A 22897-nucleotide genomic window follows, 5' to 3' on the forward strand; every position below is an offset into this window, starting at 1 on the left:
GCGCGCATCATGCTTGATCGCATCATCGCCCTGTCGATCCGCTTCCGATGGCTCGTCATGGGGCTGGTCCTCACGGCCTGCGTCGTCGGCGTCTGGAGTTTCCAGCGCCTGCCGATCGACGCCACCCCCGACATCACCAACGTCCAGATCCAGATCAATACGGAGGCGCCGGGCTATTCCCCGCTGGAAGCCGAACAACGCATCACCTTCCCCGTCGAGACGGCCGTCGCCGGCGTGCCGGGACTGCAATACACCCGCTCGGTCTCGCGCTACGGCCTGAGCCAGGTGACCGTCATCTTCGACGACGGCACCGACATCTATTTCGCTCGCCAGCTGGTGAACGAACGGCTGCAAGGCGCGCTCGGCCAGCTTCCGCCGGGGATCACACCGGAGCTGGGTCCCATCGCCACGGGGCTGGGCGAGATCTTCATGTATACGGTCGAAGCCGAGCCCGGCGCCCGGAGGCCCGACGGCCAGCCCTATTCGACCGAGGACCTGCGCACCCTGCAGGATTGGGTCATCCGGCCCCAGCTTCGCAACACCCGTGGGGTCACCGAGGTCAACACCATCGGCGGCTATGAGCGGCAGTACCACGTCACCCCGCGACCAGAGCGGTTGTCCGCCTATGGCGTGACCATGGCCGAGATCGTCGAGGCGCTGGAGAAGAACAACGCCAACGTCGGCGCGGGCTATGTCGAACGCTACGGCGAACAGTATCTGATCCGGGTGCCGGGCCAGGCGACCAGCCGCGAGGATCTCGGCGCCGTGGTCATCGCTACGCGCGGCGGCGTGCCGATCCGCGTCGCCGACGTCGCGGACGTCGACATGGGCGAGGAGCTACGGACGGGGGCCGCGACCGAGAACGGCAAGGAGACGGTGCTGGCCACCGTCCTGATGCTGGCGGGCGAGAACAGCCGCGTCGTGGCCCAGGCCGCCGCGGCCAGCCTGGAGGAAGCCGCCAAGGCCCTGCCCAAGGGGGTGAAGGCGTCGCCGGTCTATGACCGGACCGACCTCGTCGAGCGGGCCGTCAAGACGGTCGAGAAGAACCTGGTCGAAGGCGCCCTGCTCGTCATCGTCGTCCTCTTCCTCCTGCTCGGAAACATCCGCGCCGCCCTGATCACGGCGGCGGTCATCCCCATCACCATGCTGATGACGATCACGGGCATGGTGCGCACCGGCACCTCGGGCAATCTGATGAGCCTGGGGGCGCTGGACTTCGGCCTGATCGTCGACGGCGCCGTCATCATCGTCGAGAACTGCCTGCGTCGCTTTGGTGAGGCCCAGCATCGTCTGGGGCGCATCCTGACCCGAGAGGAAAGGTTCGAACTGGCGGGCTCCGCCTCCAGCGAAGTGATCCGCCCCTCCCTGTTCGGGGTGATGATCATCACCCTCGTCTATGTGCCGATCTTCGCCCTGACCGGGGTCGAGGGCAAAACCTTCCATCCGATGGCCATCACCGTGGTCATCGCCCTGACGGCGGCCCTGCTGCTGTCCCTGACCTTTGTTCCCGCCGCCGTCGCCATGTTCGTCACGGGCAAGGTGGAGGAGAAGGACAGCTTCCTCATGCGCTGGGCGCGGATCGGCTATCAGCCCGCGCTCGACTTCGCCGTCAGGAGCCGCAGGCTGATGGTGGGGCTGGCCGTAGTCCTCGTCGTCATCGCCGGCTTCGGCGCTTCAAGAATGGGCTCGGAGTTCGTGCCCAATCTCGACGAAGGCGACATCGCCATGCACGCCCTGCGCATTCCGGGCACCAGCCTGACCCAGGCCGTCCAGATGCAGACCGCGCTGGAGGCCCGTCTGGCGAAATTCCCCGAGGTCGAGCGGGTCGTGGCCAAGATCGGCACCGCCGAAGTCGCCACCGATCCCGTTCCGCCGTCGGTCGCCGACACTTTCATCATGCTGAAGGACCGCAGGGACTGGCCTGATCCCCGCAAGCCGCGCGGGGACCTGGTCGCGGAGATGGAAGCCGCCGTCAGCGAGATCCCCGGCAGCAAATACGAGTTCACCCAGCCCATCCAGATGCGGTTCAACGAACTGCTGTCCGGCGTTCGCGCCGACGTCGCCGTCAAGATCTATGGCGACGATCTGGACGAACTCCTGCGGCTGGGCGCCGAGGTCGAGGCCGTCGTCGCTTCAGTCGAGGGATCGGCCGATCCCCAGACCGAGCAGATCACCGGCCTGCCGGTGCTGCAGATCACGCCTGATCGCACCGCCATGGCGCGCCTGGGCCTGAGCCTCGACGACGTCCAGTCGGTCATCTCGACCTCCATGGGCGGCACGACCGCGGGCCAGATCTTCGAGGGCGACCGTCGCTTCGACGTGGTGGTCCGCCTGCCGGAAGACCTGCGCTCGGACGTCAACGCCATCGGCCGCCTGCAGATTCCCCTGCCGGCCGCCGAGGGCCAGGCGCGCCGGTTCATTCCCCTGAGCGAGGTCGCCGTGATCGAACTCGTCAAGGGGCCGAACCAGATCAGCCGCGAAAACGGCAAGCGCCGCATCGTGGTGACAGCCAATGTCCGCGACCGCGATCTGGGCTCCTTCGTCGGCGAGGTGCAGAAGCGGATCGAAGCCGACGTGGTCGTCCCTGCCGGCTACTGGGTCACCTACGGCGGTACGTTCGAACAGCTGATCTCGGCGGCCAAACGGCTCCAACTGGTGGTGCCGGCGGTGCTGCTGCTGATCTTCGGCCTGCTGTTCGCCCTGTTCCGTTCGGTCAAGGACAGCGCCATCGTCTTCTCCGGCGTGCCCCTGGCGCTCACCGGCGGGGTCGCGGCCCTGATGCTCAGAGGCCTGCCGCTGTCGATCTCCGCCGGCGTCGGCTTCATCGCCCTCTCGGGGGTGGCGGTGCTGAACGGGGTGGTCATGGTCACCTTCATCCGCAGCCTGATCGCCGAGGGCAAACCCCTGGGCGAGGCCCTTCGCGAAGGCGCCCTGACCCGGCTGCGGCCGGTGCTGATGACCGCCCTGGTCGCCAGCCTCGGCTTCGTGCCCATGGCGCTCAACGTCGGGGCCGGCGCCGAGGTCCAGCGCCCGCTGGCCACGGTCGTGATCGGGGGGATCATCTCCTCAACCCTGCTCACCCTGCTCGTGCTGCCAGCCCTCTACAGCCTGGTGCACGGGCGATCGAAGCCTGACGGGACCACGGGCGCTGCACCCGGCGGCCTGGCCCGCTTCGATCCCCGGCGCTTCCTGCCTTTCAGCCGCCGGCCCTGAGGGCGTCCGGGCGGCGCGGCTTCGGCCGCGCCGCCCCCTTCCTCCCGCACACTCGATTTCCGCCCAAGAGGATTCACATGACAATCGCGTCCCGCCACGACCCCTGGTCCTGGCTGAAATCCCCAGCGACGGCGCTTCTGGCCGTCCTCATCTTCTTCATCATCGACGGCGCCGCCGCCCAGGCGCTCGCCCACGGCGTGGCCGAGGGCGACAAGGGCTATATCCAGGAAACCTCCGGGATCGTCTTCTGGCCGTTCGTCTATCTCGGCGCCAAGCACATGGTGACCGGGTACGACCACCTGCTGTTCCTGTTCGGGGTGATCTTCTTCCTCTACCGGCTGAAAGACATCAGCATCTACGTGACCATGTTCGCCATCGGTCACTCCACGACCCTGCTGCTCGGCGTGCTGACCAACATCAGCGTCTCCAGCTACCTGGTGGATGCGATCATCGGCCTGTCGGTCGTCTACAAGGCGCTCGACAACCTGGGCGCCTTCCAGCGCTGGTTCGGCTTCCAGCCCAACACCAAGGTCGCCACCCTGGTGTTCGGCCTGTTCCACGGCTTCGGCCTGGCCACCAAGCTGCAGGACTTCCAGCTGTCCCCCGACGGCCTGTTGGTCAATCTCGTCGCCTTCAACATCGGCGTGGAGATCGGCCAGCTTCTGGCGCTCGGCGCCATCCTCATCGTCATGGGTTTCTGGCGCCGCAGCGAGAGCTTTTTCAAACACGCCTATCTCGCCAACGTCGTCCTCATGACCCTCGGCTTCATTCTGACGGGCTACCAGCTCGTCGGCTATTTCGTCGCCTGACCGGAGACCTGAACCATGTACAACGCTGACAAACCCCGCCTGTCCGACCTGCCCACCACGGGTCAGTTGCTCCGCTCGACCGGCATCGCCGCCGTCGTCGCCGCCGGCCTGCTCGTCACTGTCGTCCTGCCGTCCGAGTACGGCGTCGATCCGACCCGGGTGGGAACGGTCTTCGGCCTGACCGAGATGGGCCGGATCAAGGTCTCCCTGGCTGCGGAAGCCAAGGCGGACGAGGCGATGGACGCCGCTGCAGCCGCGGCTCCGATCGAGGCGAGTCCAGCGCCCGTCGTCGTCGCTGCGGTCGCCCAATCCGCGGCCGCCAGCCCGGCGCCCGACGCCGCCTCCGGCCAGCGCACCGATGAAACCATACTGACCCTGGCGCCCGACCAGGGCGCCGAAATCAAACTGGTCATGACGGAGGGCGCCAAGGCCCGCTTCACCTGGACGAGCAGCGGCGGACGCCTGAACTTCGACACCCACGCGGATCGCCCCGGCGTCTCCTACCACGGCTACGGCAAGGGCTCGTCCCAGAGCGAAACCGGCGAACTGACGGCGGCCTTCACCGGCAGTCACGGCTGGTTCTGGCGCAATCGCACGGGCGCACCCGTGACAGTCACCCTCAAGACCGAAGGTGCCTACACCGAAGTGAAACGCGTCGTCTGATCCACAGGGGGTTCACGCCTTCGTCGTCGGCCGGCGGTTCCGCCGCCGGTCAATGACAGAGACAGGAGAGCGAGCGGCCTCACCGCCTGGACCACGGCCAGCGCCTGTGTCGCTCGTCGATCACATAGGGATCGGCATGCGTAGTCTCATCCGTCCCCTTGTCCTGCACGTGATCCTGCAGGTGCGGATCGCCCCGCCCGCCGCAGCAGCCAGGCTGATCGCCAGCAGTCCGCGCAGACACGGCGCCAGGGCGAAGAGACCAACGCCGTCGGTCAACCGCCGGAGGAAGGGGCGCGCGCGTCTGGCTGAGGGCCGGCAAGGTGGCGCTGACGACAAACAGGCCGATATGACGAAGCCGACCGAGGTCGCCGAGGTTGTTGTAGCTCCTGAAGGCCAGAAGGACGGCCACCACCCACACCCTATGACGGCGTAGAAATCATCGACTTAAATTTCGCAATCCATCAAACGGGGTGCACCGCTTCGGTGTCGAACAGCGCCTCGATGATGGGGCAGTCCGGCGTCGAGCCTTCGGCGCAACGGGCCACCATGTCGGAAAGAACCCGCTCCATCGCCCGCAAGCTGACGATCTTGGAGCGCACATCAGTCAGGTGCACGGCGGCCACTTCGCGGACCTCGGTACAGGGTCGATCCCGCTGTTCCGCCAAGTCCAGCAGGGCTCGAACCTCATTCAGCGTGAAACCGAGATCACGAGCCCGCCGAACGAAGTTTAACCGAAGGAGGTGCCCCCCGCCGTAGAGGCGGTGCCCCCCGTCGCTGCGAGCCGGCGCAGGGATCAAGCCGATCCGCTCATAGTAGCGGACGGTCTCGATGTTGACGCCGGTTCGGCGCGACAGCACGCCGATCGCGAACTGCGGCGTCGTGTCACGCAGGGCGAATTTGTCCATCGAAGATAAAGCCCTTGTATCTGTAGTCGCTACAGACCCTATCTTGCCTTCATCACCAAGAGAAGGAGTGGGCAATGGCCGCCTCGGACGGCATCGAGAACCCCAACGGAAACGCCGCGGCCCCAGCCGACAAGTCGTCCAGCCGTGCGTGGCTGGCGGTTGCAGGCCTTGCTGCCGCGATCGGCGCGTCGTCCTGCTGTGTTCTGCCGCTGGTGTTGTTCGCGCTCGGCGTCAGCGGGGCCTGGATCGGCAACGTCACGGTCCTCGCGCCCTATCAACCCTATTTCATCGTTGCGGCGGTGGCTTTCCTGGGTGTCGGATTCTTCCGCGTCTATCGTCGTCCTCGCACCGCCTGCGCCGAAGGCGAGACCTGCGCTCGACCGGGCTCCACCCGCCTTGTCAAGATCGCGCTTTGGGCGGCGTCCGTGCTCGTCGCCATCGCCGTCGCATTTCCCTATGTTGCGCCGCTGCTACTCGGCGCGTGAGTTCCTGGAGATCAAGGCCATGACCCTTTCCATCCGCGCCGCCCTTGCAGTTGCAGCGGCGCTTTTCACTGCCGAAACGGCGCAGGCGGCCGAACGCACGGTGACGCTGGATGTCACCAATGTGTCCTGTGTGACGTGCGCCCCTATCGTTCGACGCGCTATCTCGCGGGTTCCGGGCGTTACGGCTGTATCCGTGAACCCTGGCGACGCCGGACGGGCCGTGGCGACCGTGACCTACGACGACGTGCGAGTGACGCCGACAGTCCTGGCTCAGGCCTCGACCAACGCCGGCTATCCCGCGCGTGTTCGGGCCAGCCACTAGCGGAACCAGGTTTCGCTAGTGGGCGTCATCGGCACGAACATCGGCGGCGCCATGCAGTTCTACTTCCTGACGAGCCCACCCGTTCCGGCCTTCCCTGTCGTCGCGCCGTAGCGGGCCGCCAGGCCTGTCCGGTTGCAGGCCGCCCGCCCAACGGCGGACACAAGATTTGAAAGCACCGAGCAGTATGAGTGACTGTCGCCCTCTCTCCCGGAACGCCGCAGAGACCTATGATCTGGTCGTGATCGGCGCTGGCTCAGCCGGCTTCTCCGCCGCCATTACGGCAGCCGAAGAGGGAGCGCGGGTAGCGCTCGTCGGCGCCGGAACGATTGGCGGGACCTGCGTGAACATAGGCTGCGTGCCGTCGAAAGCGTTGATCCGCGCGGTGGAGCCCCTGCACCAGGCGCGGGCCGCAAGCCGTTTCGACGGCGTGAGAGCCACTGCTGAAATCAGCGCCTGGTCCGAGGTGATCCGCCAGAAGGACCAACTGGTGAACGCTCTGCGTCAGGCCAAATACGAAGATGTCCTGCAAGGCTACGACGCCATCGCCTACCACGAAGGCGCAGCCAGGCTCGTCTTGGGCGGCGTGGAGGTCGGCGATGTCCGGCTCACCACCGACAAGGTGATCATCGCGACGGGATCGCGACCGGCGATTCCGGCGATCGCTGGGATCGACACTGTCCCCTATCTGACCAGCACGACCGCGCTCGAACTGGAGGCGCTGCCGCAGTCCTTGCTGGTGATCGGTGGTGGATACATAGGCGCGGAATTGGCTCAGATGTTCAGCCGGGCCGGCGTGCAGGTCACGCTCGTGTGCCGGTCACGTCTGTTGCCGGAAGGTGAACCCGAGATCAGCGAGGCGCTGCAACGCTACCTCTCAGACGAGGGCGTCACCGTGGTTGTCGGGGCGACCTACGAGGCTATCGCCCATTCGGAAACGGACGTGTCGCTCACCCTTACGCAGGGCGACAGCCGGAGGGTGCTCACCGCCGAGCGCGTGCTCATGACGACAGGCCGGATCGCCAACTCGGACGGCCTGGGTCTTGCCGAGTCGGGGGTCAGCGTCTCCGAAAACGGAGGAATCGTCGTGGACGACCGGATGCGCACGACCCGCCCCGGCGTCTACGCCGTCGGTGACGTCACCGGGCGTGACCAGTTCGTCTATATGGCGGCCTACGGTGCCAGGCTCGCTGCTCGAAACGCGCTCAACGGCGACAGTCTGTCCTACGACAACAGCGCCATGCCGGCGGTCGTGTTCACCGATCCCCAGGTGGCGACGGTCGGGCTCACGGAAGCCGCCGCACGGGCGGCCGGGCATGATGTCCAAACCTCGATGATCACCCTGGATCACGTCCCGCGCGCGCTCGCGGCCAGAGACACGCGCGGGCTCATCAAGCTGGTGGCGGATCGCGGCACGCGGCGGCTCCTCGGCGCGCACATTCTTGCTCCGGAAGGGGCCGACAGCATCCAGACCGCAGCGGTGGCCATCAAGTGCGGAATGACGGTGGAGCAGTTGGGCGACACGATCTTCCCCTATCTCACGACCGTCGAGGGCCTGAAACTGGCGGCGCTGACGTTCAACAAGGACGTCGCCAAACTCTCTTGCTGCGCCGGTTGAGGGCCAAGACGCGATGCTTCCCGCTGCGACGGCTATCGGCTGCTGCGCGCCGGATCAGACGCTCTTCATCGAAACAGAGGGGTCCGCCAGCAGGACCGGATCCACTGGCGTCGCCTTGCCGATCAGCAGCCGTCCGCCCATGAAATCGGCCGGGGCGTTGACCGCTTCGACGCAAACGATGCGGTCGCCATTCAGGTGGAAGACGGCGAAAGCGCCGCTGGCCGGATCGCCACGCACCACCTGATGGTCGGCGTCAAACGGAAGGCCGGCGATCTGAAGCTTGACGTCATACTGGTCCGACCAGAACCAGGGCACTTCGGCCGCCGGGGGCGCTCGGCCGACGATGGCGGCGGCGGCCTGCTTGGCCTGTTCCAGGGAGTTCGGAACGCTTTCCAGCCGATGCATCCGCCCGCCGTGGACCGGGATGGGCCGATGGGTGACGTCGCCGATGGCGTAGATTGAGGGATCCGCCGTGCGGGCGTTCTCATCCACGACCACGCCGTTCTCACAAGGCAGACCCGCCGTTCGCGCCAGGGCTTCGCGCGCCAGGGCGCCGACGCCGACCAGAACCGCGTCCGCAGCGATCAGGGTTCCGTCCGCCAGCCGGACGCCTTCGGGGCGAACGCCGCCGCCCTCAAAGCCCGACACCTCGGCGCCGGTCAGAATCTCGACGCCGCGCGCCCGGTGATAGTCGGTGAAGAAGGCGGACAGGGTTTCCGCCGCCACGAGCGTGCTCCTTGTTTCAAACTCCAGCCGACGCTACTTCCTCTAGCGACTAGAGGAGCAAGCGGTAAAATGAACCAGGGCGTGACGATCGGCCAGGCGTCGAAGGAATGCGGGATCAAGGCGCCGACGATCCGCTACTATGAACAGATCCAGCTCCTGCCTTCGCCCCCCCGCACGGAAGGCAACCGGCGCCTCTATGACGACGGCGATCTGCGTCGTCTGCGGTTCATTCGACACGCGCGTGAACTCGGTTTCGAGATCGAACCGATCCGCGAGCTTCTGGCGCTGGCCGGTGATCCGAGCCGCCCCTGCCACTCGGCTGACACCATCGCCCGGTCCCACCTCGCCGATATCGACCACAAGATCGCGCGCCTCACCACCTTGAGAGCCGAGGTCGCCCGCATGACGCAATGCGTCCAGGATACATCTTCAAAATGCCGGGTCATCGAGGCCCTCGGCGACCATGGCAACTGCCTGCACGACAGACACTAGGATCCTGAGGACGGGCCTGCTCCCGACCGAGCCGACCTCGAATCCGCCCCTGCCTTTCGCCCTACAACTGAAGCCCGAAGCGCGACGCGACCAAGGTCATCACCACGTAGAGAACGATGGTCAGGGCGCATCCAGCCGCCAACGCGATCCAGAATGACACTCCCTGCCGCAGGAGGGCCGGGATCAGAAGGAACATCGGCAGCGACGGCAGGACATACCAGAAGGTCGCTTCGGCGTGAGCCGCCATGTTCCCGGCGTCCGGTCTGTCCCGCCATAGCCAGATCATGCCTAGAACTGAAACAAGCGGCAGGGAGGCCACCAGGGCGCCGAACCCGGGATAGCGCTTGGCCAGCGTCGAGACAGCGGCGATCAGAAGGCCCGAGATCGTGGCTTTGAGGACGAAATACAACATGAGGCGACCCTGCGCCTCAGCGGCCAAGGTTCGCAATGGGGTCGGTCACCGACGTATCCAGAACTGAGCGCCCGGACAGGCGGAGAAGGTCACCGTCGCCCGCTCGCGCCATGGAGATGAGGTCAGGCCCCGGCCTCCGCGTCCCGCGCGAGCTCCGCGATCCGCTCATTGCTGGCTGCGGCGACCAGGTTTCGGAGCCGGACCACGGATTCGAACTGGAGCGCCAAGTCCTCAGCATTGACGTCGTACTCGTCGGAATAGCGCGCTTCGACATAGGCGCGCTTCAGAAGCTCAAAGCGCCGTCTGTCGGCACGCTCCTCCCTCGGCCAAGCGCCGGTCAGTCGCTTGTCGGTGTCCTCAGCCAACGACCGGAGGAACTTGATGTTGTGGGAGCGCGGAAAGTAGAAGGTGTGAACCAGCAGGAAGCAGACGTAGGCACGTTCAACCGCCTGATGGAGTGAAAATGCAGCATCCCTTCTCCACCCGAGATCGGATTCATTCGCCAGTTGCCCCTTGGCGGTCTCCAGGGACCTGTCGACGCTCCCAATCCACTTTGCGAAATGCCGCTGGGCGGCGTCGCATGCTTCCATGGCCGTCATCGGCTTCGGCTGAGCGAATGGATGTCCCGGCAACTCATACAGCACCACGCCGTCGCGCAGGATGTCGGTCCAGAAATACTCGCCCCGGGTCAGGGCCTGGTTCACCTCGGCCATGGTGTGGACGATGATGTTGACCGTCCGCCCCACGGCGGGGTCGCGCAGGATCTTGTCCTCGGCGACGTACCAATAGTCGGCGATGTCGGTCAGCTTTTCGTGGCTGACGATCACCAGCAGATCGAAGTCGGACAGGTAGCCGTTGTCGGGTTCGTCGACCCAGTCGGTGCGGGCGTAGGAGCCAAACAGGATGATCTTCAGCACCCGGCCGTCGCGCCGCCAAGACTGGGTGCCCCCGCCCCCGCTCTTTATTGCGGCGTCGAACTCGGTCAGCAGGGTCGTACGAACGCGCTCCAGCTCGCGCTGCTGTTTGGCCGGCAGATGGTCGAGATCAGCCCGCATGGAACTGCCCGTCCTGCGATCGGAGCGTCGTCGGATCGATCATGCCTGCCAGGTTCGTTCGCATCCGCGCCTCAAATCACTTCTGCAAAAGCCTACCTCGCCGCCACGCCAAGCGCCACAATGAGGGAGGGTGTCCGCCGGGCTGTTAAGAACACGAGAGCTCGCGCGCCGACGCTTTTAGCTTTCGCCTGGACATAGCGACGGCCATCCGAGCGGACAGGCTACTGTCACCGGAACGGCGTCCCTAGGCAAGCAAAACACTCCCATCAGCTTCGCGTCACACTCAGGAGCAAGATGTGATCCCGATCGGGATCATGCCTTTGCATTCCGACGCCCCACGCTCTATATGTGTTCCCGTACGGGAATTTGACCATGAGCAAGACCAGACCGCCCCAGCTCCCCGTCGGCCTCGCCGCCGCCTCAACGGAGGCGCGCTCGCGAGTGGGCGGCCTGTCCAGCCCCGGAAAATTAGGCAAGACCTCGCGCCTTGTTCGATACCCCACCCAGTCGAACGCGCTCAGAGCCCTGCTGGACGACACCGGCGCCCGCGAGATGAGGATCACCTTCAAAGCTCGGGCGGGGCAAATGCTCAAGCCAGGCGTTTCTCGCGTGGAAAAGCCCTCCCCTTCGGAAAGGTCAAAGCCATCAGCCGGCGCCGTTGCGCTGATCCTGAGCGCCCTGAAGTCGTCCGGACTGGAAAGCCCACCCGCGGGCGGCGCCGCCCGGCCGCTGCCGCCCCGGATCGAACCCATACCGCTGCTTGACGGTGCCGCCCTCGGGAACCTCGTTCGCACAAAGCGCCTGGCGCTCAAGCTCACCCAGCAGCAGTTGGCTGAACACGCTGGCGTCGGTCGCCGGTTCGTCAGCGAACTGGAAGCCGGAAAGCCCACGATCGAACTCGGCAAGGCGCTGGCCGCCTGTCAGGCGCTCGGCCTCACGCTGACAGCGCAGGACTCTCATGGCTGAAGACGTCCTCGCCGTCTGGATGGACGGCTTTCCCACCCCGGCGGGGCGGCTCGCAAGAACCGCACATGGCGACACGGCCTTCCTCTATGACGCCGACTATGTCGCCGCCGGCGGCGCCCCCCTGTCTCTCTCCCTGCCGGTCGAGGACGAAGCATTCGGCGACGTGGAGACACGCGCCTTTTTCGCCAACCTGCTGCCGGAAAATACGCAGCTGCAGCGGATCATGGAGCGCGAAGCGCTGGCCCGCGACGATGTAGTAGGCCTCCTGAAGCATCTGGGCGTGGATTGCGCCGGCAGCGTCTCCTGCCTCCCGCTGGATATGCCGCCGATCAAGAGTCCCGGCGTCCTCGCCGAGGACTATGAACCCCTCGACGACAGCTCCCTGCTGAAGATCGTCAAATCGCTACGCGACGAGCGGCGGCTTCCAACGGAGGTCACAGACCCGTCTCCGGTCGCCGGCGTGCAAAGCAAGGTCGCCGTCACCCTCCTGCCCAATGGCGCCTTCGCCCTGCCCAGATACGGGTCGCGCGTGCCCACGACCCATATCCTGAAGGTGCCGGCGCGCCGCGACGCGCGGGACGCACGTTATGAAGAGGCCGCCGCCATTCTGGCCTCGGCCGCTGGCCTGGATGTCTCCGTGCCTACCGCGATCCGGATCGGCGATGTCGACGCCTTGCTGATCGAGAGGTTCGACCGCCACGTCGCCGACGGGGTCGTCACCCGAATCCATCAGGAGGATTTCGCCCAGGCGCTAGGCCTGCCTTCAGAGCTCAAGTACCAGAGACGGGGTCAACCCGGCCGCTGGTTCGACGTCAGCGCCGCCATCTCGGTCCTGGACCAGACGCGCGACCCCGCCGCCAGCCGCCTCGCCTTCCTCAGAACCACCATCTTCAATCTCTGCATCGGCAATACGGACAATCACGCCAAGAACCACGCCATCCTTTACGATGCGCCTGGCGCCCCTCGCTTCGCCCCCCTCTATGACCTTCTGCCCATTCGGCTAAGCCGGCACTTCACCCATGAGCTGGCTTTCCAGATTGGCGCGGCGAAGCATTTCGACGAGATGACGGGCGAGGACCTGAACGCCTTCTTCGTAGAAATGGGCGTCGAAGAAGCCGATTTCGACCTGCTGCTCGAGGGCGAGATCACCCCCATGATCGTGGCTCTCGAGAAGGCCTCGCCCCGGCTGAAATCGGCGGGACTGAAATCCTTCAACGACCTCCTTGGACGGGAGATGGAAGAACTGACGGAACGATTGGAACTCGCCACCCCTGTCGAGGCCCGAGACTATTTTCCGGCCGAAGGCGTCTGATCGGAACACATTCGCGTCAGGCCATGCGGGGCTCGGCCGCAGCCGAACCTATCTCGATGGCGTCCGCAGGTACTTCACCAGCGCCGCGATCCCCAGCACAGCCAGCACGACGGCGAGGAGCCATTGGACGCCCATCGCCAGCATCATCATGCCGCCCATGCCGCTCATCATGTTCATGCAGTTCATCATTGCTCGCGTCCTGACATTCTGTCGGCGGGGACCAGTCCAACCGGCCGTTTAAATCTAAGCGTCTGATCCCATTCAGGGCGCCCATCGCCCTGGTCGGAATCGGGTTGAGAAGCAGCCGTTCAGTGAGGGCCTATTCTTTGCGTTTCGGGTCGGGGTCGATCTTACGCTTCGGAGCGTCCGTCTTCCCTCGGCGAAGGCTCCTCACGATCATGGGCGCCACGCAGCAGATGAACAGCATCAAGGCTATGATGGTTATAACGAAGTTCTGATCCATGACTGGCTCCTAGGTGGCCTTTCCTCCCGGCCCGGGTGAAGCGATCCATCGAATCAACGAGCGCCATGCGGCGACCCTCGGAATGAACATCGGCGTCTGGCTGCAATATCGCCTGTAGTCATCGCCGTACTGGCTGAGCAGTTGGCGCTCCTCGCTCCTGGCGAGCCATGCGTAGGCGATGACAATCACCGGAAAGGCCGCAAGGGAGAAGACGGTGGGCCAGTGGATCACCCCCTCGCCCAGGATCGCAATGAACAGTCCGGAGTATTGGGGGTGCCGCATATAGGCGTATGCGCCCTGCGTAACGAGCCGACCCTCCCTGACCCCCGCGTGCAGTTGCCGCCAGGCGACAATGATCAGCATGATCCCAAGGGCCGCAACGCCGTATCCCACGATCATCGACACGTACATGATCTCGGGAACGCCGGTCAGGTAAACCCAAAGATTTCCGCGCCAAAGCCCACCTCCCGCCTCGAGACCGAAGACACGGGTGATCACGTACAGGGTGAGCGGAAACCCATACATCTCGGCGTAGAAGGCGATGAGAAAGGCCTGGAGGACACCAGCGCGCGTCCATTCTCTCCACGTGCGGGGCGCGAGGTAGTGGTAAAGAAGCCAGGAGACGACGGCGATCGATATCGCCGCTACTCCCCAATAGGTACGGTCAGGCATCAGGCGCACCTTTCTGCTCGGACCTGCTCAATGATCAGCAATACCTGATCATCAAGGTTTGGTTTCAAGGGAACCCGTCTACGAGGCCATCGTTCCGCTGGCCGCCTCTCGCGGACCCCCGCCTCAAGGGCGGCGACCACACTAAATCCGTCGATCGTCCAGGACAGACTCAGGATTCACATCATACCCAGAGGGCGCGCATTGCCGCACATAAATACCGTAGCCGCCGAATAGGCGACGTTGGTCGGGCTCGAGAGGCCCTTCAGCGCGGGAAGGATGTTGATGATCGGTCGAGGTTTGCGAGCGGTCCCTCGCGGCGTCTGGGCTTTGGGGTTCGTATCCCTGTTCATGGACATCTCCTCGGAGATGATTCACAGCCTGCTGCCCGTCTTCCTCGTCACCACCCTGGGCGCCAGCGTTGCCCTGGTCGGCGTGATCGAAGGCGTGTCCGAAGCCAGCGCATCCATCACCAAGGTCTTCTCCGGCTGGCTCAGCGACCGGTTGGGCAACCGCAAACTGCTGGCGGTTCTCGGCTATGGCCTCGGCGCCGTGTCCAAGCCCTTCTTCCCCCTGGCGGTCACGCCGTTCGAGGTGCTGGGCGCCCGTTTCGCCGATCGGATCGGCAAGGGCGTGAGAGGGGCCCCACGCGATGCGCTCGTGGCTGACATTACGGAGCCCGGGACCCGAGGGGCCGCGTTCGGGCTTCGTCAGTCGCTGGACACGATCGGCGCCTTCATGGGTCCTGTGATCGCCATTCTGCTCATGCTGGCCCTGGCCGGAAACATTCGCGCCGTGTTCGCCTGGGCCGTCGTCCCGGGCGTCATCGCCGTGCTTCTGCTCGTGTTCGGCGTCGAGGAGCCGAAGAAGCATGGCGAGGCCAGGGCTGCTCGCTCGCCCATCCGATGGAGCGAGGTCAGGGCCATGGGGCGACCCTTCTGGTCGGTCGTGGCCGTCGGCGTCGTGTTCACCATGGCTCGGTTCAGTGAAGCCTTCCTGGTTCTGAGGGCTCAGGACGTCGGCCTCACCATGGCCCTGGTTCCCGCCGTGATGATCGTCATGAATGTGGTCTATGCCGCCGTGGCCGCGCCCGTCGGGGCCTTGTCCGACCATCTGGATCGGAGAATGCTGCTGGTCCTGGGCCTGGGCGTTCTGGTGCTGGCCGACCTGGCCCTGGCGTTCGCTACCTCAATTGGAGTCGTCCTGATCGGGGTGCTGCTCTGGGGGCTCCACATGGGCATGACCCAGGGGCTGCTGGCCGCCTTGATCGCCGACACGGCCCCCGCTCGACTGCGGGGAACCGCCTTCGGCGTTTTCAATCTCGCGACCGGCGTCGCCTTGCTGGCGGCGAGCAGCCTGGCAGGCGGCCTTTGGTCCCTGGCAGGGCCGCAGGCGGCCTTCCTGTCCGGCGCCGTCTTCAGTCTTGTCGCCATGATCGGCCTGGCGTCGCTTCATATGCGAGCGAGGCGATCAAAACCTCCTCCCTCCCAACGCCTGCCGGGCGCCTGAGCAAGGGGGAAGGGCGGTGCGTCCGAGAAGCAACGGGACCGGAGCGTTCAATGTTGACTGTGACGCGCACTCGGTTCGGTCACCCCCGCCAGCGCTGCGGCGGCCTGAGAGCCGTTTCCCCCGGCCTGGCTGATGTCGCCCAGGGATATGACCCCCACAAGGCGTTTGCTTCGACTAAGGACAGGGAGCCGGCGGACTTGCTGGGCGCCCATCTGGGAGGCGACGTCGTCGAGGCTCTCGTCGTCAAAACAATAGAGGACCTCGGCGCTCATGATATCCCGTACAGGCGTGTTCGGACCCCGATCTTCCGCAACCCCGCGAACCGCCAGATCCCGATCCGTGATCATCCCTACCAGGCGATCATTCTCACCGACCGGCAGGAAGCCGGCGTCAATCTTCTTCATCATCCGCGCGGCGTCGGCCATGGTGTCGCCTGGCGCGCAGACCTGCACGTCCGTGCTCATGCATTCGTTGACTTTCATCACCCGGCTCCTTGTCGATCGCCTTGCCTCGCTTCGGGAACAGCCCCCGAGCGCAAGGGACGATCAGTGCTTTTTCCCTTGGCGCAGTCTCGACCCACCCACGCCCGGGAGGGCGTCAAATCTGATGGTCGGAACCACAGTCCTCGGAAGGCCTGAGGACCACATTGAAACCGACCAGACCTGCCTCAGGTTCCGGCGCCATGCAGCCTTCCCGCCAATGTCGTGGCCGCAGTACGCTGACGCGGGACTTGCACGCCTCATTAATTCTATTATCTTGGAATTATGGAATCAGAACCCGCCATCCTCGCTCTGGCCGCCCTGGCGCAGCCGACGCGCCTTGAGACCTTCCGCCTGCTGGTCCGGCACGAACCCGAAGGCCTGCCCGCCGGCGAGATCGCGGACGCCCTCGCGGTGCCGGCCAACACCATGTCAGCGCACCTCGGGGTTCTGTCCCGCGCCGGACTGATCAGTTCGGAGCGCCGCAGCCGCTCGATCATCTACCGGGCCGACCTCGATCGCCTTCAGGCGCTGGTCCTGTTTCTGCTGAAGGATTGCTGCCAGGGCCGCGCCGAATTGTGCGAGCCGCTGCTGGCCGAACTCTCACCCTGCCGCGCCTGAGGTCATCATGGACGTCGTCATCTATCACAATCCCGCCTGCGGGACGTCGCGCAACACCCTGGCCCTCATCCGCCACGCCGGGATCGAACCGCACGTCGTCGAGTATCTGAAGACGCCGCCCAGCCGCGCCATGATCCTGGGGCTGGTCGAGCGCATGGGCGTCCCGCTGCGCAGCCTGCTGCGCGAGAAGGGTACGCCCTTCGCTGAACTTGGGTTGGGTGATCCCGCCTTGACGGACGATCAACTGCTGGACGCCATCGAAGCCCATCCGGTTCTGCTGAACCGTCCCATCGTCGTGTCCCCACTGGGCGTGAAGCTGTGTCGACCGTCCGAGGCGGTCCTCGACCTTCTGCCGCCGGAAGGGCTCAAGCCCTTCACCAAGGAGGACGGCGAAGTCGTCATCGACGCCGAGGGCCGGAGGGTCCGCTGATGGTCGAGGCCGTCATCACTGATCAACCGAAGCGCCGCCTGTCCTTCCTCGACCGCTGGCTGACATTGTGGATCTTCGCGGCCATGGCGCTGGGCGTGCTGCTGGGTACGGTCGTGCCGGCGCTGCCCGGCTGGATCGACGGCCTGTCGGTCGGGACGACCAATATCCCGATCGCCGTCGGCCTGATCCTGATGATGTATCCGCCGCTGGCGCGGGTGAAGTACGAGGAACTGCCGCGCGTCTTCGCTGACAGGCGCGTGCTTGCCCTGTCCCTGTTCCAGAACTGGGTGCTGGGGCCGGTGCTGATGTTCGCCCTGGCGGTGATCTTCCTGCGCGATCAACCGGAATACATGACCGGCGTCATCCTGATCGGCCTGGCCCGCTGCATCGCCATGGTGCTGGTCTGGAACCAGTTAGCGCGCGGCGACAACCAGTATGTGGCGGGCCTGGTCGCCTTCAACTCGATCTTCCAGATCGCCTTCTTCAGCCTCTACGCCTGGCTGTTCCTGACCGTGCTGCCCCCCCTGTTCGGGCTGGAGAGCAGCGTGGTCGACGTCAGCGTCTGGACCATCGCCGGCGCCGTCCTGGTCTATCTGGGTCTGCCCTTCCTCGGCGGCTTCCTGACCCGGCGCACCCTGGTCGCGAGGAAGGGAAACGACTGGTACGAGACGCGCTTCCTGCCGCGCATCGCGCCGATCACCCTGATCGCCCTGCTCTTCACCATCGTCGCCATGTTCAGCCTGAAGGGCGGCGACGTGGTCGCCCTGCCGCTGGACGCCCTACGCATCGCCGTCCCGCTGACGATCTACTTCTTCGTCATGTTCGTGGTCAGCTTCCTGATGGGGCGGCTGATCGAGGCGGACTATCCGCGCACCACGGCCCTGGCCTTCACCGCCGCCTCCAATAATTTCGAACTGGCGATCGCCGTCGCCATCGCCGCCTTCGGCCTGGCCTCGCCAGTGGCTTTCGCCGCCGTCATCGGTCCGCTGGTCGAGGTGCCGGTGTTGATCCTGCTGGTGTCGGTCGCCCTGTGGCTGGGCCGCCGCTACTTCCCCGACACCGCCCCGAAGAAGGACGCCTGCTGATGGCCTTCAACGTCGCGGTATTGCCCGAGCCCACGTCCGACCTGATCGCTGCGCTGGAAGCCGTCGGCCTGCCGATGGACGACGTCTACGAACCCGATCGGCGCTTCTACCGTTTCGAGGACGACGCCGGCCTGATCGGCTACGGCGGGCTGGAGCAGGTCGGTCCTGACCTCCTGATCCGCTCCATCGTCGTCGTCGACAGCCGTCACGGCGGAGGCCACGGCTCTGCGATCCTGTCCTGGCTGGAAACCAGGGCGGCCGAACAGAAGGCGACCGCCCTCTACCTGCTCACGACCTCGGCGACCGCCTTCTTCCAGCGGCACGGCTACACCGCCCTTCCCCGTTCGGCGGCGCCGCCCGCCATAGCCGCCTCCCGGCAGTTCAGCACCCTGTGCCCGGCCTCGGCGACTTTCATGTTCAAGGAGTTGCGCCCCCAATGACCCGCCTTCGCGTCCTGCCCGATCCCGACCACATGCCCGCGCTCGACCCGGCCTACCTGTCCAGCCAGCCGGCGCTCGGCCTCGGCCCGAACGACCATCCGCCCCGCATCCTGCTGCTCTACGGCTCACTGCGGGATCGGTCCTTTTCCCGACTGTGCGTTGAGGAGGCCGCGCGCCTGCTGCGCTTCATGGGCTGCGAGACACGCATCTTCGATCCGTCCGACCTGCCGCTGACCGACCAGGTCGACCACGACGACCACCCCGCCGTCCATGAACTGCGCGAACACGCCCTGTGGTCGGAAGGCATGGTCTGGAGCAGCCCGGAGCGCCACGGCCAGATTTCGGGGATCATGAAGCTCCAGATCGACCACCTGCCGTTGAACATGGGCGGCATGCGCCCGACCCAGGGCCGCACCCTGGCCGTCATGCAGGTCTCCGGCGGCTCTCAGAGTTTCAACGCGGTCAACACCCTGCGCCTGCTGGGCCGGTGGATGAGGATGATCACCATCCCCAACCAGTCCAGCGTCGCCAAGGCCTTCATGGAGTTCGACGACAACGGCCGCATGAAGCCCTCCAGCTACTACGACCGCATCGTCGACGTGATGGAGGAGCTGGTGCGCTTCACCGTCCTGACCCGCGTCCACGCCGGTCAGTTGGTCGACCGCTACTCTGAGCGGAAGGCTTCGGGCGTGCCAATCGATGCGGCCAACGACCTGTCCGCGATCGCCATCAGGACCGCTTAGCGCCAGCATACGCGCCCCCGAGGCCGAGGCTTCGCCACGTCGGCAGACCGTCGCCAACTGTGGCGACGAAGACAAAATCCGGCGCCGTCATCGAAGAACTAGGTTCGAGCTAAAGCAGACGACCCGTTGCGCCCGCTATTTGACGAACCGACTCCGATCCGCTGCCACGGATCGGAGTCCCGTCCTGGCTCAGGCGGCGTGCGCCCGGTTCGCCCAACCATTCCGCTGGAGATGATCGAGCGCCGTGCGGATGTGAGGCTCTCGCATCACAGCGGCCTTCCGAGAATTCCAGGCGTGCACAGCCTGAACCACGCGATCCGGGTCGCCGGACGCTTCGGCGTCATGAACCAGGACCCAGTGGACGGTAGACAGGAGTTCGAGACCGTAGGGGGTCTCGAAACCCGCGATGAGCTCGGCCACGCGGTCGAGACGATCCCGGGCGGCTTCATCGCCGGCGAGGTAGGCCTCGGCTTCCCTACGGCCGCCTTCCAGTACAGCGATCTCCGCCGCTTGGCTGCGATCGCCGTACCCTCGAATGAAGTGCCCCTCGATCCGCTGAAGCACGTGATTGAGATTCTCGGCGTAGGGGCCGTACTGGTACTTCTGGAAGCCCAGCTTGAGATCCTCGCCCGCCGCTTGCAGGAAGTAGGTCAGCTTCTGCACCTCAAGGAGGCTATGGCGGTAACCCGCTGCCCCATAGAGCCCCAGAAGCGTCAGCACGAGCGCTCGTCCACGGCTCATGTAGGGGCGGGTCGTACCCACTCTCATCTCATCGACTTTCGGCGCTGCTCCAGGAGCGAAGAGCCGAACATCCACTTCATTGAGGTCGCCCAGGGCGCGGCGGATCACAGGCTCAACCTCAGCCCAGTCCAGACCGCCATTGCCGCATCCGAGCGGCGGCACGGCGATCGAGCGAATTCCATTCTCGAGGATCACTCGCTTCAGATCCTCAAGGCCGGTCTCGATGTCGGACAGGCGGGATTTCGCCTTCCAGTGACCCTTGGTCGGAAAGTTGATGATCCAGCGCGGATTGATCATGCTTCCGGTATCGAAGACGAACATCTCGCCCAGACGTACTTCGCCCGCGTCGCAGGCGCGCCGGTACGCATCATAGTTGCGGGGGAAGGCCTGCTTGAACTGCAGGGCGATACCCTTGCCCATCACCCCGACGCAGTTGACCGTATTAATGACGGCCTCGGCGCCGGACTGGAGCAGGTCGCCTTTCGAGAAGGTGATCATCGTCGGCTCCCTAGTAGTACCAGGCGGATTTTTCCACCACTTTCATCCTAACGCCTCGACGCTCCAGAAGAGCCTCGACCTCGGCCTTGCGAGCCGCGGACTGCACCGCCAAGCCGCTGAGAAGCGTAACTGGGAATGCGTCCCGCACAAGAAACTCGGCCTGCTTGCGGCGTTTGCGGTCGCCGTCTTCCAGCGTATCAGCCCATTGTCGACTGCCGACCACATCCCAGTCGACCTCCCCCAGCCGCCCCAGATCGTCAAAGAAGCTGGAGTAGGTCATGATTCCGTGACCGTCGGTAAACGCGAAGCCCAGGCCGGCTTCCACGACCTTCTGGGCGGTCGACACCAGGTGCACCAGCGCGCCCTGCCCTCCCTCGCACGGCACGTTGCCACGATGGATGGTGTAGAGCATCGGGCTGCGCGTCGTGAAATAGAAGGGCACGTAATCGTGCAGACAGCCGCCAGGACCGCACGGGACCTGCCGCGCTGCACGCTGCGCCTGGATCGAGCTGTAGGCGATATTGTTATACCGCGCGTCAGCAGCCTGCAGGCGTGCGGTAGAACTCAAGGCGCCCTTTGCGAGAATCTCGTCAAGGTTGCCGATGTGAGTCATGTGAATGATCGGCGTCGGCTGAGGAACGTTTCCAGGCATGCTCCTTCAATCGATCAACCGCCCTCCATTGTCCAGCCAAGCTGCAGGACTGCTGCGGCTCAGATCAACCTAGAACCGGAACGGGAACATTTCAAGAACATCGCACCATTTCCCGCAGGTTCGGAAACGACGCTCGATCAGGTTCTACAAACCGCCGCAGCACATCAAGCTGAGCCGCATGACCGACAGCCCACTTCGAACACTGCTTCGTCGCGACGAGTTCCGCCGTTCGGACTGAACCCGCCTGTCACGCCCTACGGATGGCTCGTAGAATCCGACGCGTTTCTACGGTGAGCAACATCTCGTCGTCCTGGGTAATCATTCGCGCATGCATGGTGGCGATTCTCACCGGATAGAGCCGCTGGAAGGACTCCTGAATATCCGTGGACCTGTTGAAGACCGGAGCGAAGACGGTTTTCCAGTTCTGCTTCTTCTCAATGATCGCTCGGTAATCCGTGAAGTCCGCGAACTCGATCAGAGGCTTGATCGCTCCGGTCGCCTTGGCGTCCGTCGCCTGCTTCTGACGCCAATTGTCGCTTGTCCCTTCCGGCGTCTGGGTGATGCACCAGTCGGGACCGAAGGCCTCGGTCATCCGCTCGTCGATGAAACGGCGCAACGCCACCTCAAAGCGTTGCAGCTGGTCGAACGCCGATCGATTTCTTACGAACGAAGCTTCCAACGTTTCGTCCGCGTCGGCCTCATCGTCATCAAGATCTTCGGACGAGTCCAGGTCCAGACCAGCGTGATGCATGCCCTCAACGAAGGCGCCGCGTGGAAAAGCGGTCAGGTCAGGACTGAAGCCGTTCTCATAGTAGAGAGCAGTACGCGCAACGGGATCCGTCAGGATATCCACTGTCGGCATGACGGCGTCACGCCAGTCGCCTAATGCCGGCCTGAGCAGGTCGCCTATGTCCGCGCCGAACGGATCCGAGTGACGCAGCACCGCGCCAATGGTCTGCATCTCCATCATGCCAAGCACGGAGTGATCGAGCATGGGGTCGTTGAGCCAGGGCCTGGTCATGGACGTCATGGCCGCCATGATTTGCCCCGGCTTGTCATGGAACAACATCGATTGGCCCTGCAGGGCGTCGACCTGTTCCTGATAGAGCCGCGCGGTCTCCATTGCCGATGGTAGCCGGAAAGCTTCTTCCCAGCGCTGATGGAGGCTCGCAGCTTCCACGGCGAGCTCACTGATGCTCCTGCCGTGGAGGCCCGCGGCTTCCCGGGCGAGAGCATCGGCTCGCTGCATCTCCTGCATCAAGAGCTCAGAGCCTGTCGGCATCCGCTGGAAAAGGTCGAGAGCGAGGTTGCGGTGCTGGTCGGGAGACAGGAAGCCCGCCGCGCGCGCCTCAATATCCGCCCGATCCCTCATCAGGCTCATCACGTCCAGTTCGGCGGCGGCCCGAACGATTGAACGTTCATAGGCGCCCAGGTTGGCGCCCACTTCAGTTAGCGGATTCATGAGCCGGCTGAGTTCACGCTCTCGCTCAATCAGGTCGCGGAGTTGGGTCGGACATGGCAGCTCCAGATGAGACCTGTTGAGAATGTAGCTCTGACATGGTTCGAGCCGGACGTCGCCACATCGGCGCAGG

General features: G+C 64.9%; 25 protein-coding genes and 1 pseudogene. 15 read left to right on the forward strand and 11 right to left on the reverse strand.

Features of this window, described 5'->3' with window-relative positions; translation table 11 throughout:
• The first annotated feature begins 9 nt into the window (after positions 1–9).
• From BJP32_RS00740 to BJP32_RS00750, 3 genes are all read left to right on the forward strand, one after another.
• Positions 10–3213: an efflux RND transporter permease subunit gene (locus tag BJP32_RS00740; protein WP_076222539.1), complete on the forward strand. Its 3204-nt coding sequence runs from the start codon at positions 10–12 to the stop codon at positions 3211–3213.
• A 77-nt stretch (positions 3214–3290) separates the two neighbouring features.
• Positions 3291–4022, forward strand: a complete 732-nt coding sequence (locus BJP32_RS00745) for a HupE/UreJ family protein (protein ID WP_003164980.1) — start codon at positions 3291–3293, stop codon at positions 4020–4022.
• Between the two features lie 15 nt (positions 4023–4037).
• The gene (locus BJP32_RS00750; RefSeq protein ID WP_003164981.1) at positions 4038–4685 is read left to right on the forward strand and encodes a hypothetical protein; all 648 of its coding nucleotides are present in this window, start codon (positions 4038–4040) and stop codon (positions 4683–4685) included.
• A 461-nt stretch (positions 4686–5146) separates the two neighbouring features.
• Here BJP32_RS00750 and BJP32_RS00760 read toward each other — a convergent pair whose 3' ends face one another.
• Positions 5147–5590 (reverse strand): helix-turn-helix domain-containing protein, encoded by a 444-nt coding sequence (locus BJP32_RS00760; protein ID WP_003164983.1) that lies wholly within the window; start codon positions 5588–5590, stop codon positions 5147–5149.
• Positions 5591–5664: 74 nt separating this feature from the next.
• On the opposite strand from BJP32_RS00760, the gene BJP32_RS00765 reads away from it, so the two are divergent.
• The 3 genes from BJP32_RS00765 (at position 5665) to merA (ending at position 8012) form a co-directional block, all read left to right on the forward strand.
• Positions 5665–6075 (forward strand): mercuric transporter MerT family protein, encoded by a 411-nt coding sequence (locus BJP32_RS00765; protein WP_003164984.1) that lies wholly within the window; start codon positions 5665–5667, stop codon positions 6073–6075.
• A gap of 19 nt (positions 6076–6094) precedes the next feature.
• The gene (locus BJP32_RS00770; protein ID WP_223850727.1) at positions 6095–6397 is read left to right on the forward strand and encodes a heavy-metal-associated domain-containing protein; all 303 of its coding nucleotides are present in this window, start codon (positions 6095–6097) and stop codon (positions 6395–6397) included.
• Between the two features lie 238 nt (positions 6398–6635).
• On the forward strand, positions 6636–8012 hold the full coding sequence (merA, locus tag BJP32_RS00775) for a mercury(II) reductase (RefSeq protein ID WP_280523757.1): 1377 nt from the start codon (positions 6636–6638) through the stop codon (positions 8010–8012).
• 54 nt (positions 8013–8066) lie between these two features.
• Here the strand turns inward: merA and BJP32_RS00780 are convergent.
• A pseudogene (locus tag BJP32_RS00780) lies at positions 8067–8738 on the reverse strand (NAD(P)/FAD-dependent oxidoreductase); the annotation flags it as partial.
• A 69-nt stretch (positions 8739–8807) separates the two neighbouring features.
• On the opposite strand from BJP32_RS00780, the gene BJP32_RS00785 reads away from it, so the two are divergent.
• Positions 8808–9230, forward strand: coding sequence for a helix-turn-helix domain-containing protein (locus BJP32_RS00785; protein WP_076222541.1), 423 nt, complete (start codon positions 8808–8810; stop codon positions 9228–9230).
• Between the two features lie 61 nt (positions 9231–9291).
• Here the strand turns inward: BJP32_RS00785 and BJP32_RS00790 are convergent, their stop codons facing one another.
• Positions 9292–9642, reverse strand: coding sequence for a DUF3147 family protein (locus BJP32_RS00790; RefSeq protein ID WP_076222542.1), 351 nt, complete (start codon positions 9640–9642; stop codon positions 9292–9294).
• A gap of 122 nt (positions 9643–9764) precedes the next feature.
• The gene (locus BJP32_RS00795) at positions 9765–10697 is read right to left on the reverse strand and encodes a HEPN domain-containing protein (RefSeq protein WP_076222544.1); all 933 of its coding nucleotides are present in this window, start codon (positions 10695–10697) and stop codon (positions 9765–9767) included.
• A gap of 372 nt (positions 10698–11069) precedes the next feature.
• Here BJP32_RS00795 and BJP32_RS17555 point away from each other — a divergent pair, with 372 nt between their 5' ends.
• Together BJP32_RS17555 and BJP32_RS00805 are read left to right on the forward strand one after the other, a co-directional pair.
• Positions 11070–11663 carry a helix-turn-helix transcriptional regulator gene (locus tag BJP32_RS17555; RefSeq protein WP_225910408.1) on the forward strand — a complete coding sequence of 198 codons (594 nt, stop codon included), beginning with the start codon at positions 11070–11072 and terminating at the stop codon, positions 11661–11663.
• Positions 11656–12975, forward strand: a complete 1320-nt coding sequence (locus BJP32_RS00805) for a HipA domain-containing protein (protein ID WP_076222546.1) — start codon at positions 11656–11658, stop codon at positions 12973–12975. The genes BJP32_RS17555 and BJP32_RS00805 overlap by 8 nt, the downstream gene beginning before the upstream one ends.
• Before the next feature lie 48 nt (positions 12976–13023).
• Here BJP32_RS00805 and BJP32_RS17770 read toward each other — a convergent pair whose 3' ends face one another.
• From BJP32_RS17770 to BJP32_RS17455, 3 genes are all read right to left on the reverse strand, one after another.
• Positions 13024–13152: a hypothetical protein gene (locus BJP32_RS17770; RefSeq protein ID WP_255370621.1), complete on the reverse strand. Its 129-nt coding sequence runs from the start codon at positions 13150–13152 to the stop codon at positions 13024–13026.
• A 295-nt stretch (positions 13153–13447) separates the two neighbouring features.
• Complete coding sequence (locus BJP32_RS00810) at positions 13448–14110, reverse strand: isoprenylcysteine carboxylmethyltransferase family protein (protein WP_076222548.1); 663 nt, start codon at positions 14108–14110, stop codon at positions 13448–13450.
• Between the two features lie 176 nt (positions 14111–14286).
• Complete coding sequence (locus tag BJP32_RS17455; RefSeq protein ID WP_198935252.1) at positions 14287–14460, reverse strand: hypothetical protein; 174 nt, start codon at positions 14458–14460, stop codon at positions 14287–14289.
• Here BJP32_RS17455 and BJP32_RS00815 point away from each other — a divergent pair.
• Complete coding sequence (locus BJP32_RS00815) at positions 14459–15616, forward strand: MFS transporter (RefSeq protein WP_233126657.1); 1158 nt, start codon at positions 14459–14461, stop codon at positions 15614–15616. The two genes, BJP32_RS17455 and BJP32_RS00815, sit on opposite strands and share 2 nt — an antisense overlap.
• 47 nt (positions 15617–15663) lie before the next feature.
• On the opposite strand, the gene BJP32_RS00820 is transcribed toward BJP32_RS00815, so the two are convergent.
• Positions 15664–16098: a CBS domain-containing protein gene (locus BJP32_RS00820; RefSeq protein ID WP_076222552.1), complete on the reverse strand. Its 435-nt coding sequence runs from the start codon at positions 16096–16098 to the stop codon at positions 15664–15666.
• Positions 16099–16380: 282 nt separating this feature from the next.
• On the opposite strand from BJP32_RS00820, the gene BJP32_RS00825 reads away from it, so the two are divergent.
• From BJP32_RS00825 to arsH, 5 genes are read left to right on the forward strand one after another with little or no spacing between them, the layout of a single operon-like run.
• Entirely contained in the window at positions 16381–16716 is a 336-nt protein-coding gene (locus tag BJP32_RS00825; protein ID WP_076222553.1) for a helix-turn-helix transcriptional regulator, read from the forward strand.
• Between the two features lie 7 nt (positions 16717–16723).
• On the forward strand, positions 16724–17146 hold the full coding sequence (arsC, locus tag BJP32_RS00830; protein ID WP_076222555.1) for an arsenate reductase (glutaredoxin): 423 nt from the start codon (positions 16724–16726) through the stop codon (positions 17144–17146).
• Positions 17146–18231 (forward strand): ACR3 family arsenite efflux transporter, encoded by a 1086-nt coding sequence (gene arsB / locus BJP32_RS00835; RefSeq protein WP_003164992.1) that lies wholly within the window; start codon positions 17146–17148, stop codon positions 18229–18231. The genes arsC and arsB overlap by 1 nt, the downstream gene beginning before the upstream one ends.
• Positions 18231–18671 carry an arsenic resistance N-acetyltransferase ArsN2 gene (arsN2, locus tag BJP32_RS00840; protein WP_003164993.1) on the forward strand — a complete coding sequence of 147 codons (441 nt, stop codon included), beginning with the start codon at positions 18231–18233 and terminating at the stop codon, positions 18669–18671. The genes arsB and arsN2 overlap by 1 nt, the downstream gene beginning before the upstream one ends.
• The gene (gene arsH, locus BJP32_RS00845; RefSeq protein WP_040345443.1) at positions 18668–19414 is read left to right on the forward strand and encodes an arsenical resistance protein ArsH; all 747 of its coding nucleotides are present in this window, start codon (positions 18668–18670) and stop codon (positions 19412–19414) included. The genes arsN2 and arsH overlap by 4 nt, the downstream gene beginning before the upstream one ends.
• A gap of 189 nt (positions 19415–19603) precedes the next feature.
• Here arsH and BJP32_RS00850 read toward each other — a convergent pair whose 3' ends face one another.
• The 3 genes from BJP32_RS00850 to BJP32_RS00860 form a co-directional block, all read right to left on the reverse strand.
• Entirely contained in the window at positions 19604–20653 is a 1050-nt protein-coding gene (locus BJP32_RS00850; protein ID WP_076222557.1) for a macro domain-containing protein, read from the reverse strand.
• 10 nt (positions 20654–20663) lie between these two features.
• The gene (locus tag BJP32_RS00855; RefSeq protein ID WP_081461864.1) at positions 20664–21266 is read right to left on the reverse strand and encodes a DUF4433 domain-containing protein; all 603 of its coding nucleotides are present in this window, start codon (positions 21264–21266) and stop codon (positions 20664–20666) included.
• Positions 21267–21552: 286 nt separating this feature from the next.
• Entirely contained in the window at positions 21553–22767 is a 1215-nt protein-coding gene (locus BJP32_RS00860; protein ID WP_076222559.1) for a Swt1 family HEPN domain-containing protein, read from the reverse strand.
• Positions 22768–22897: the final 130 nt, after the last annotated feature.

The organism is Brevundimonas sp. ZS04 (genome assembly GCF_001956865.1).
GTDB lineage: Bacteria > Pseudomonadota > Alphaproteobacteria > Caulobacterales > Caulobacteraceae > Brevundimonas > Brevundimonas diminuta.

What these genes read in the sequence shown, in the direction of transcription:
- BJP32_RS00740 (WP_076222539.1), top strand. Translation starts at nt 10, where the DNA reads ATGCTTGATCGCATCATCGCCCTGTCGATCCGCTTCCGATGGCTCGTC.
- BJP32_RS00745 (WP_003164980.1), top strand. Translation starts at nt 3,291, where the DNA reads ATGACAATCGCGTCCCGCCACGACCCCTGGTCCTGGCTGAAATCCCCA.
- BJP32_RS00750 (WP_003164981.1), top strand. Translation starts at nt 4,038, where the DNA reads ATGTACAACGCTGACAAACCCCGCCTGTCCGACCTGCCCACCACGGGT.
- BJP32_RS00760 (WP_003164983.1), bottom strand. Translation starts at nt 5,590, where the DNA reads ATGGACAAATTCGCCCTGCGTGACACGACGCCGCAGTTCGCGATCGGC.
- BJP32_RS00765 (WP_003164984.1), top strand. Translation starts at nt 5,665, where the DNA reads ATGGCCGCCTCGGACGGCATCGAGAACCCCAACGGAAACGCCGCGGCC.
- BJP32_RS00770 (WP_223850727.1), top strand. Translation starts at nt 6,095, where the DNA reads ATGACCCTTTCCATCCGCGCCGCCCTTGCAGTTGCAGCGGCGCTTTTC.
- BJP32_RS00785 (WP_076222541.1), top strand. Translation starts at nt 8,808, where the DNA reads ATGAACCAGGGCGTGACGATCGGCCAGGCGTCGAAGGAATGCGGGATC.
- BJP32_RS00790 (WP_076222542.1), bottom strand. Translation starts at nt 9,642, where the DNA reads ATGTTGTATTTCGTCCTCAAAGCCACGATCTCGGGCCTTCTGATCGCC.
- BJP32_RS00795 (WP_076222544.1), bottom strand. Translation starts at nt 10,697, where the DNA reads ATGCGGGCTGATCTCGACCATCTGCCGGCCAAACAGCAGCGCGAGCTG.
- BJP32_RS17555 (WP_225910408.1), top strand. Translation starts at nt 11,070, where the DNA reads ATGAGCAAGACCAGACCGCCCCAGCTCCCCGTCGGCCTCGCCGCCGCC.
- BJP32_RS00805 (WP_076222546.1), top strand. Translation starts at nt 11,656, where the DNA reads ATGGCTGAAGACGTCCTCGCCGTCTGGATGGACGGCTTTCCCACCCCG.
- BJP32_RS17770 (WP_255370621.1), bottom strand. Translation starts at nt 13,152, where the DNA reads ATGAACATGATGAGCGGCATGGGCGGCATGATGATGCTGGCGATGGGC.
- BJP32_RS00810 (WP_076222548.1), bottom strand. Translation starts at nt 14,110, where the DNA reads ATGCCTGACCGTACCTATTGGGGAGTAGCGGCGATATCGATCGCCGTC.
- BJP32_RS00815 (WP_233126657.1), top strand. Translation starts at nt 14,459, where the DNA reads ATGGACATCTCCTCGGAGATGATTCACAGCCTGCTGCCCGTCTTCCTC.
- BJP32_RS17455 (WP_198935252.1), bottom strand. Translation starts at nt 14,460, where the DNA reads ATGAACAGGGATACGAACCCCAAAGCCCAGACGCCGCGAGGGACCGCT.
- BJP32_RS00820 (WP_076222552.1), bottom strand. Translation starts at nt 16,098, where the DNA reads ATGAAAGTCAACGAATGCATGAGCACGGACGTGCAGGTCTGCGCGCCA.
- BJP32_RS00825 (WP_076222553.1), top strand. Translation starts at nt 16,381, where the DNA reads ATGGAATCAGAACCCGCCATCCTCGCTCTGGCCGCCCTGGCGCAGCCG.
- arsC (WP_076222555.1), top strand. Translation starts at nt 16,724, where the DNA reads ATGGACGTCGTCATCTATCACAATCCCGCCTGCGGGACGTCGCGCAAC.
- arsB (WP_003164992.1), top strand. Translation starts at nt 17,146, where the DNA reads ATGGTCGAGGCCGTCATCACTGATCAACCGAAGCGCCGCCTGTCCTTC.
- arsN2 (WP_003164993.1), top strand. Translation starts at nt 18,231, where the DNA reads ATGGCCTTCAACGTCGCGGTATTGCCCGAGCCCACGTCCGACCTGATC.
- arsH (WP_040345443.1), top strand. Translation starts at nt 18,668, where the DNA reads ATGACCCGCCTTCGCGTCCTGCCCGATCCCGACCACATGCCCGCGCTC.
- BJP32_RS00850 (WP_076222557.1), bottom strand. Translation starts at nt 20,653, where the DNA reads ATGATCACCTTCTCGAAAGGCGACCTGCTCCAGTCCGGCGCCGAGGCC.
- BJP32_RS00855 (WP_081461864.1), bottom strand. Translation starts at nt 21,266, where the DNA reads ATGACTCACATCGGCAACCTTGACGAGATTCTCGCAAAGGGCGCCTTG.
- BJP32_RS00860 (WP_076222559.1), bottom strand. Translation starts at nt 22,767, where the DNA reads ATGAATCCGCTAACTGAAGTGGGCGCCAACCTGGGCGCCTATGAACGT.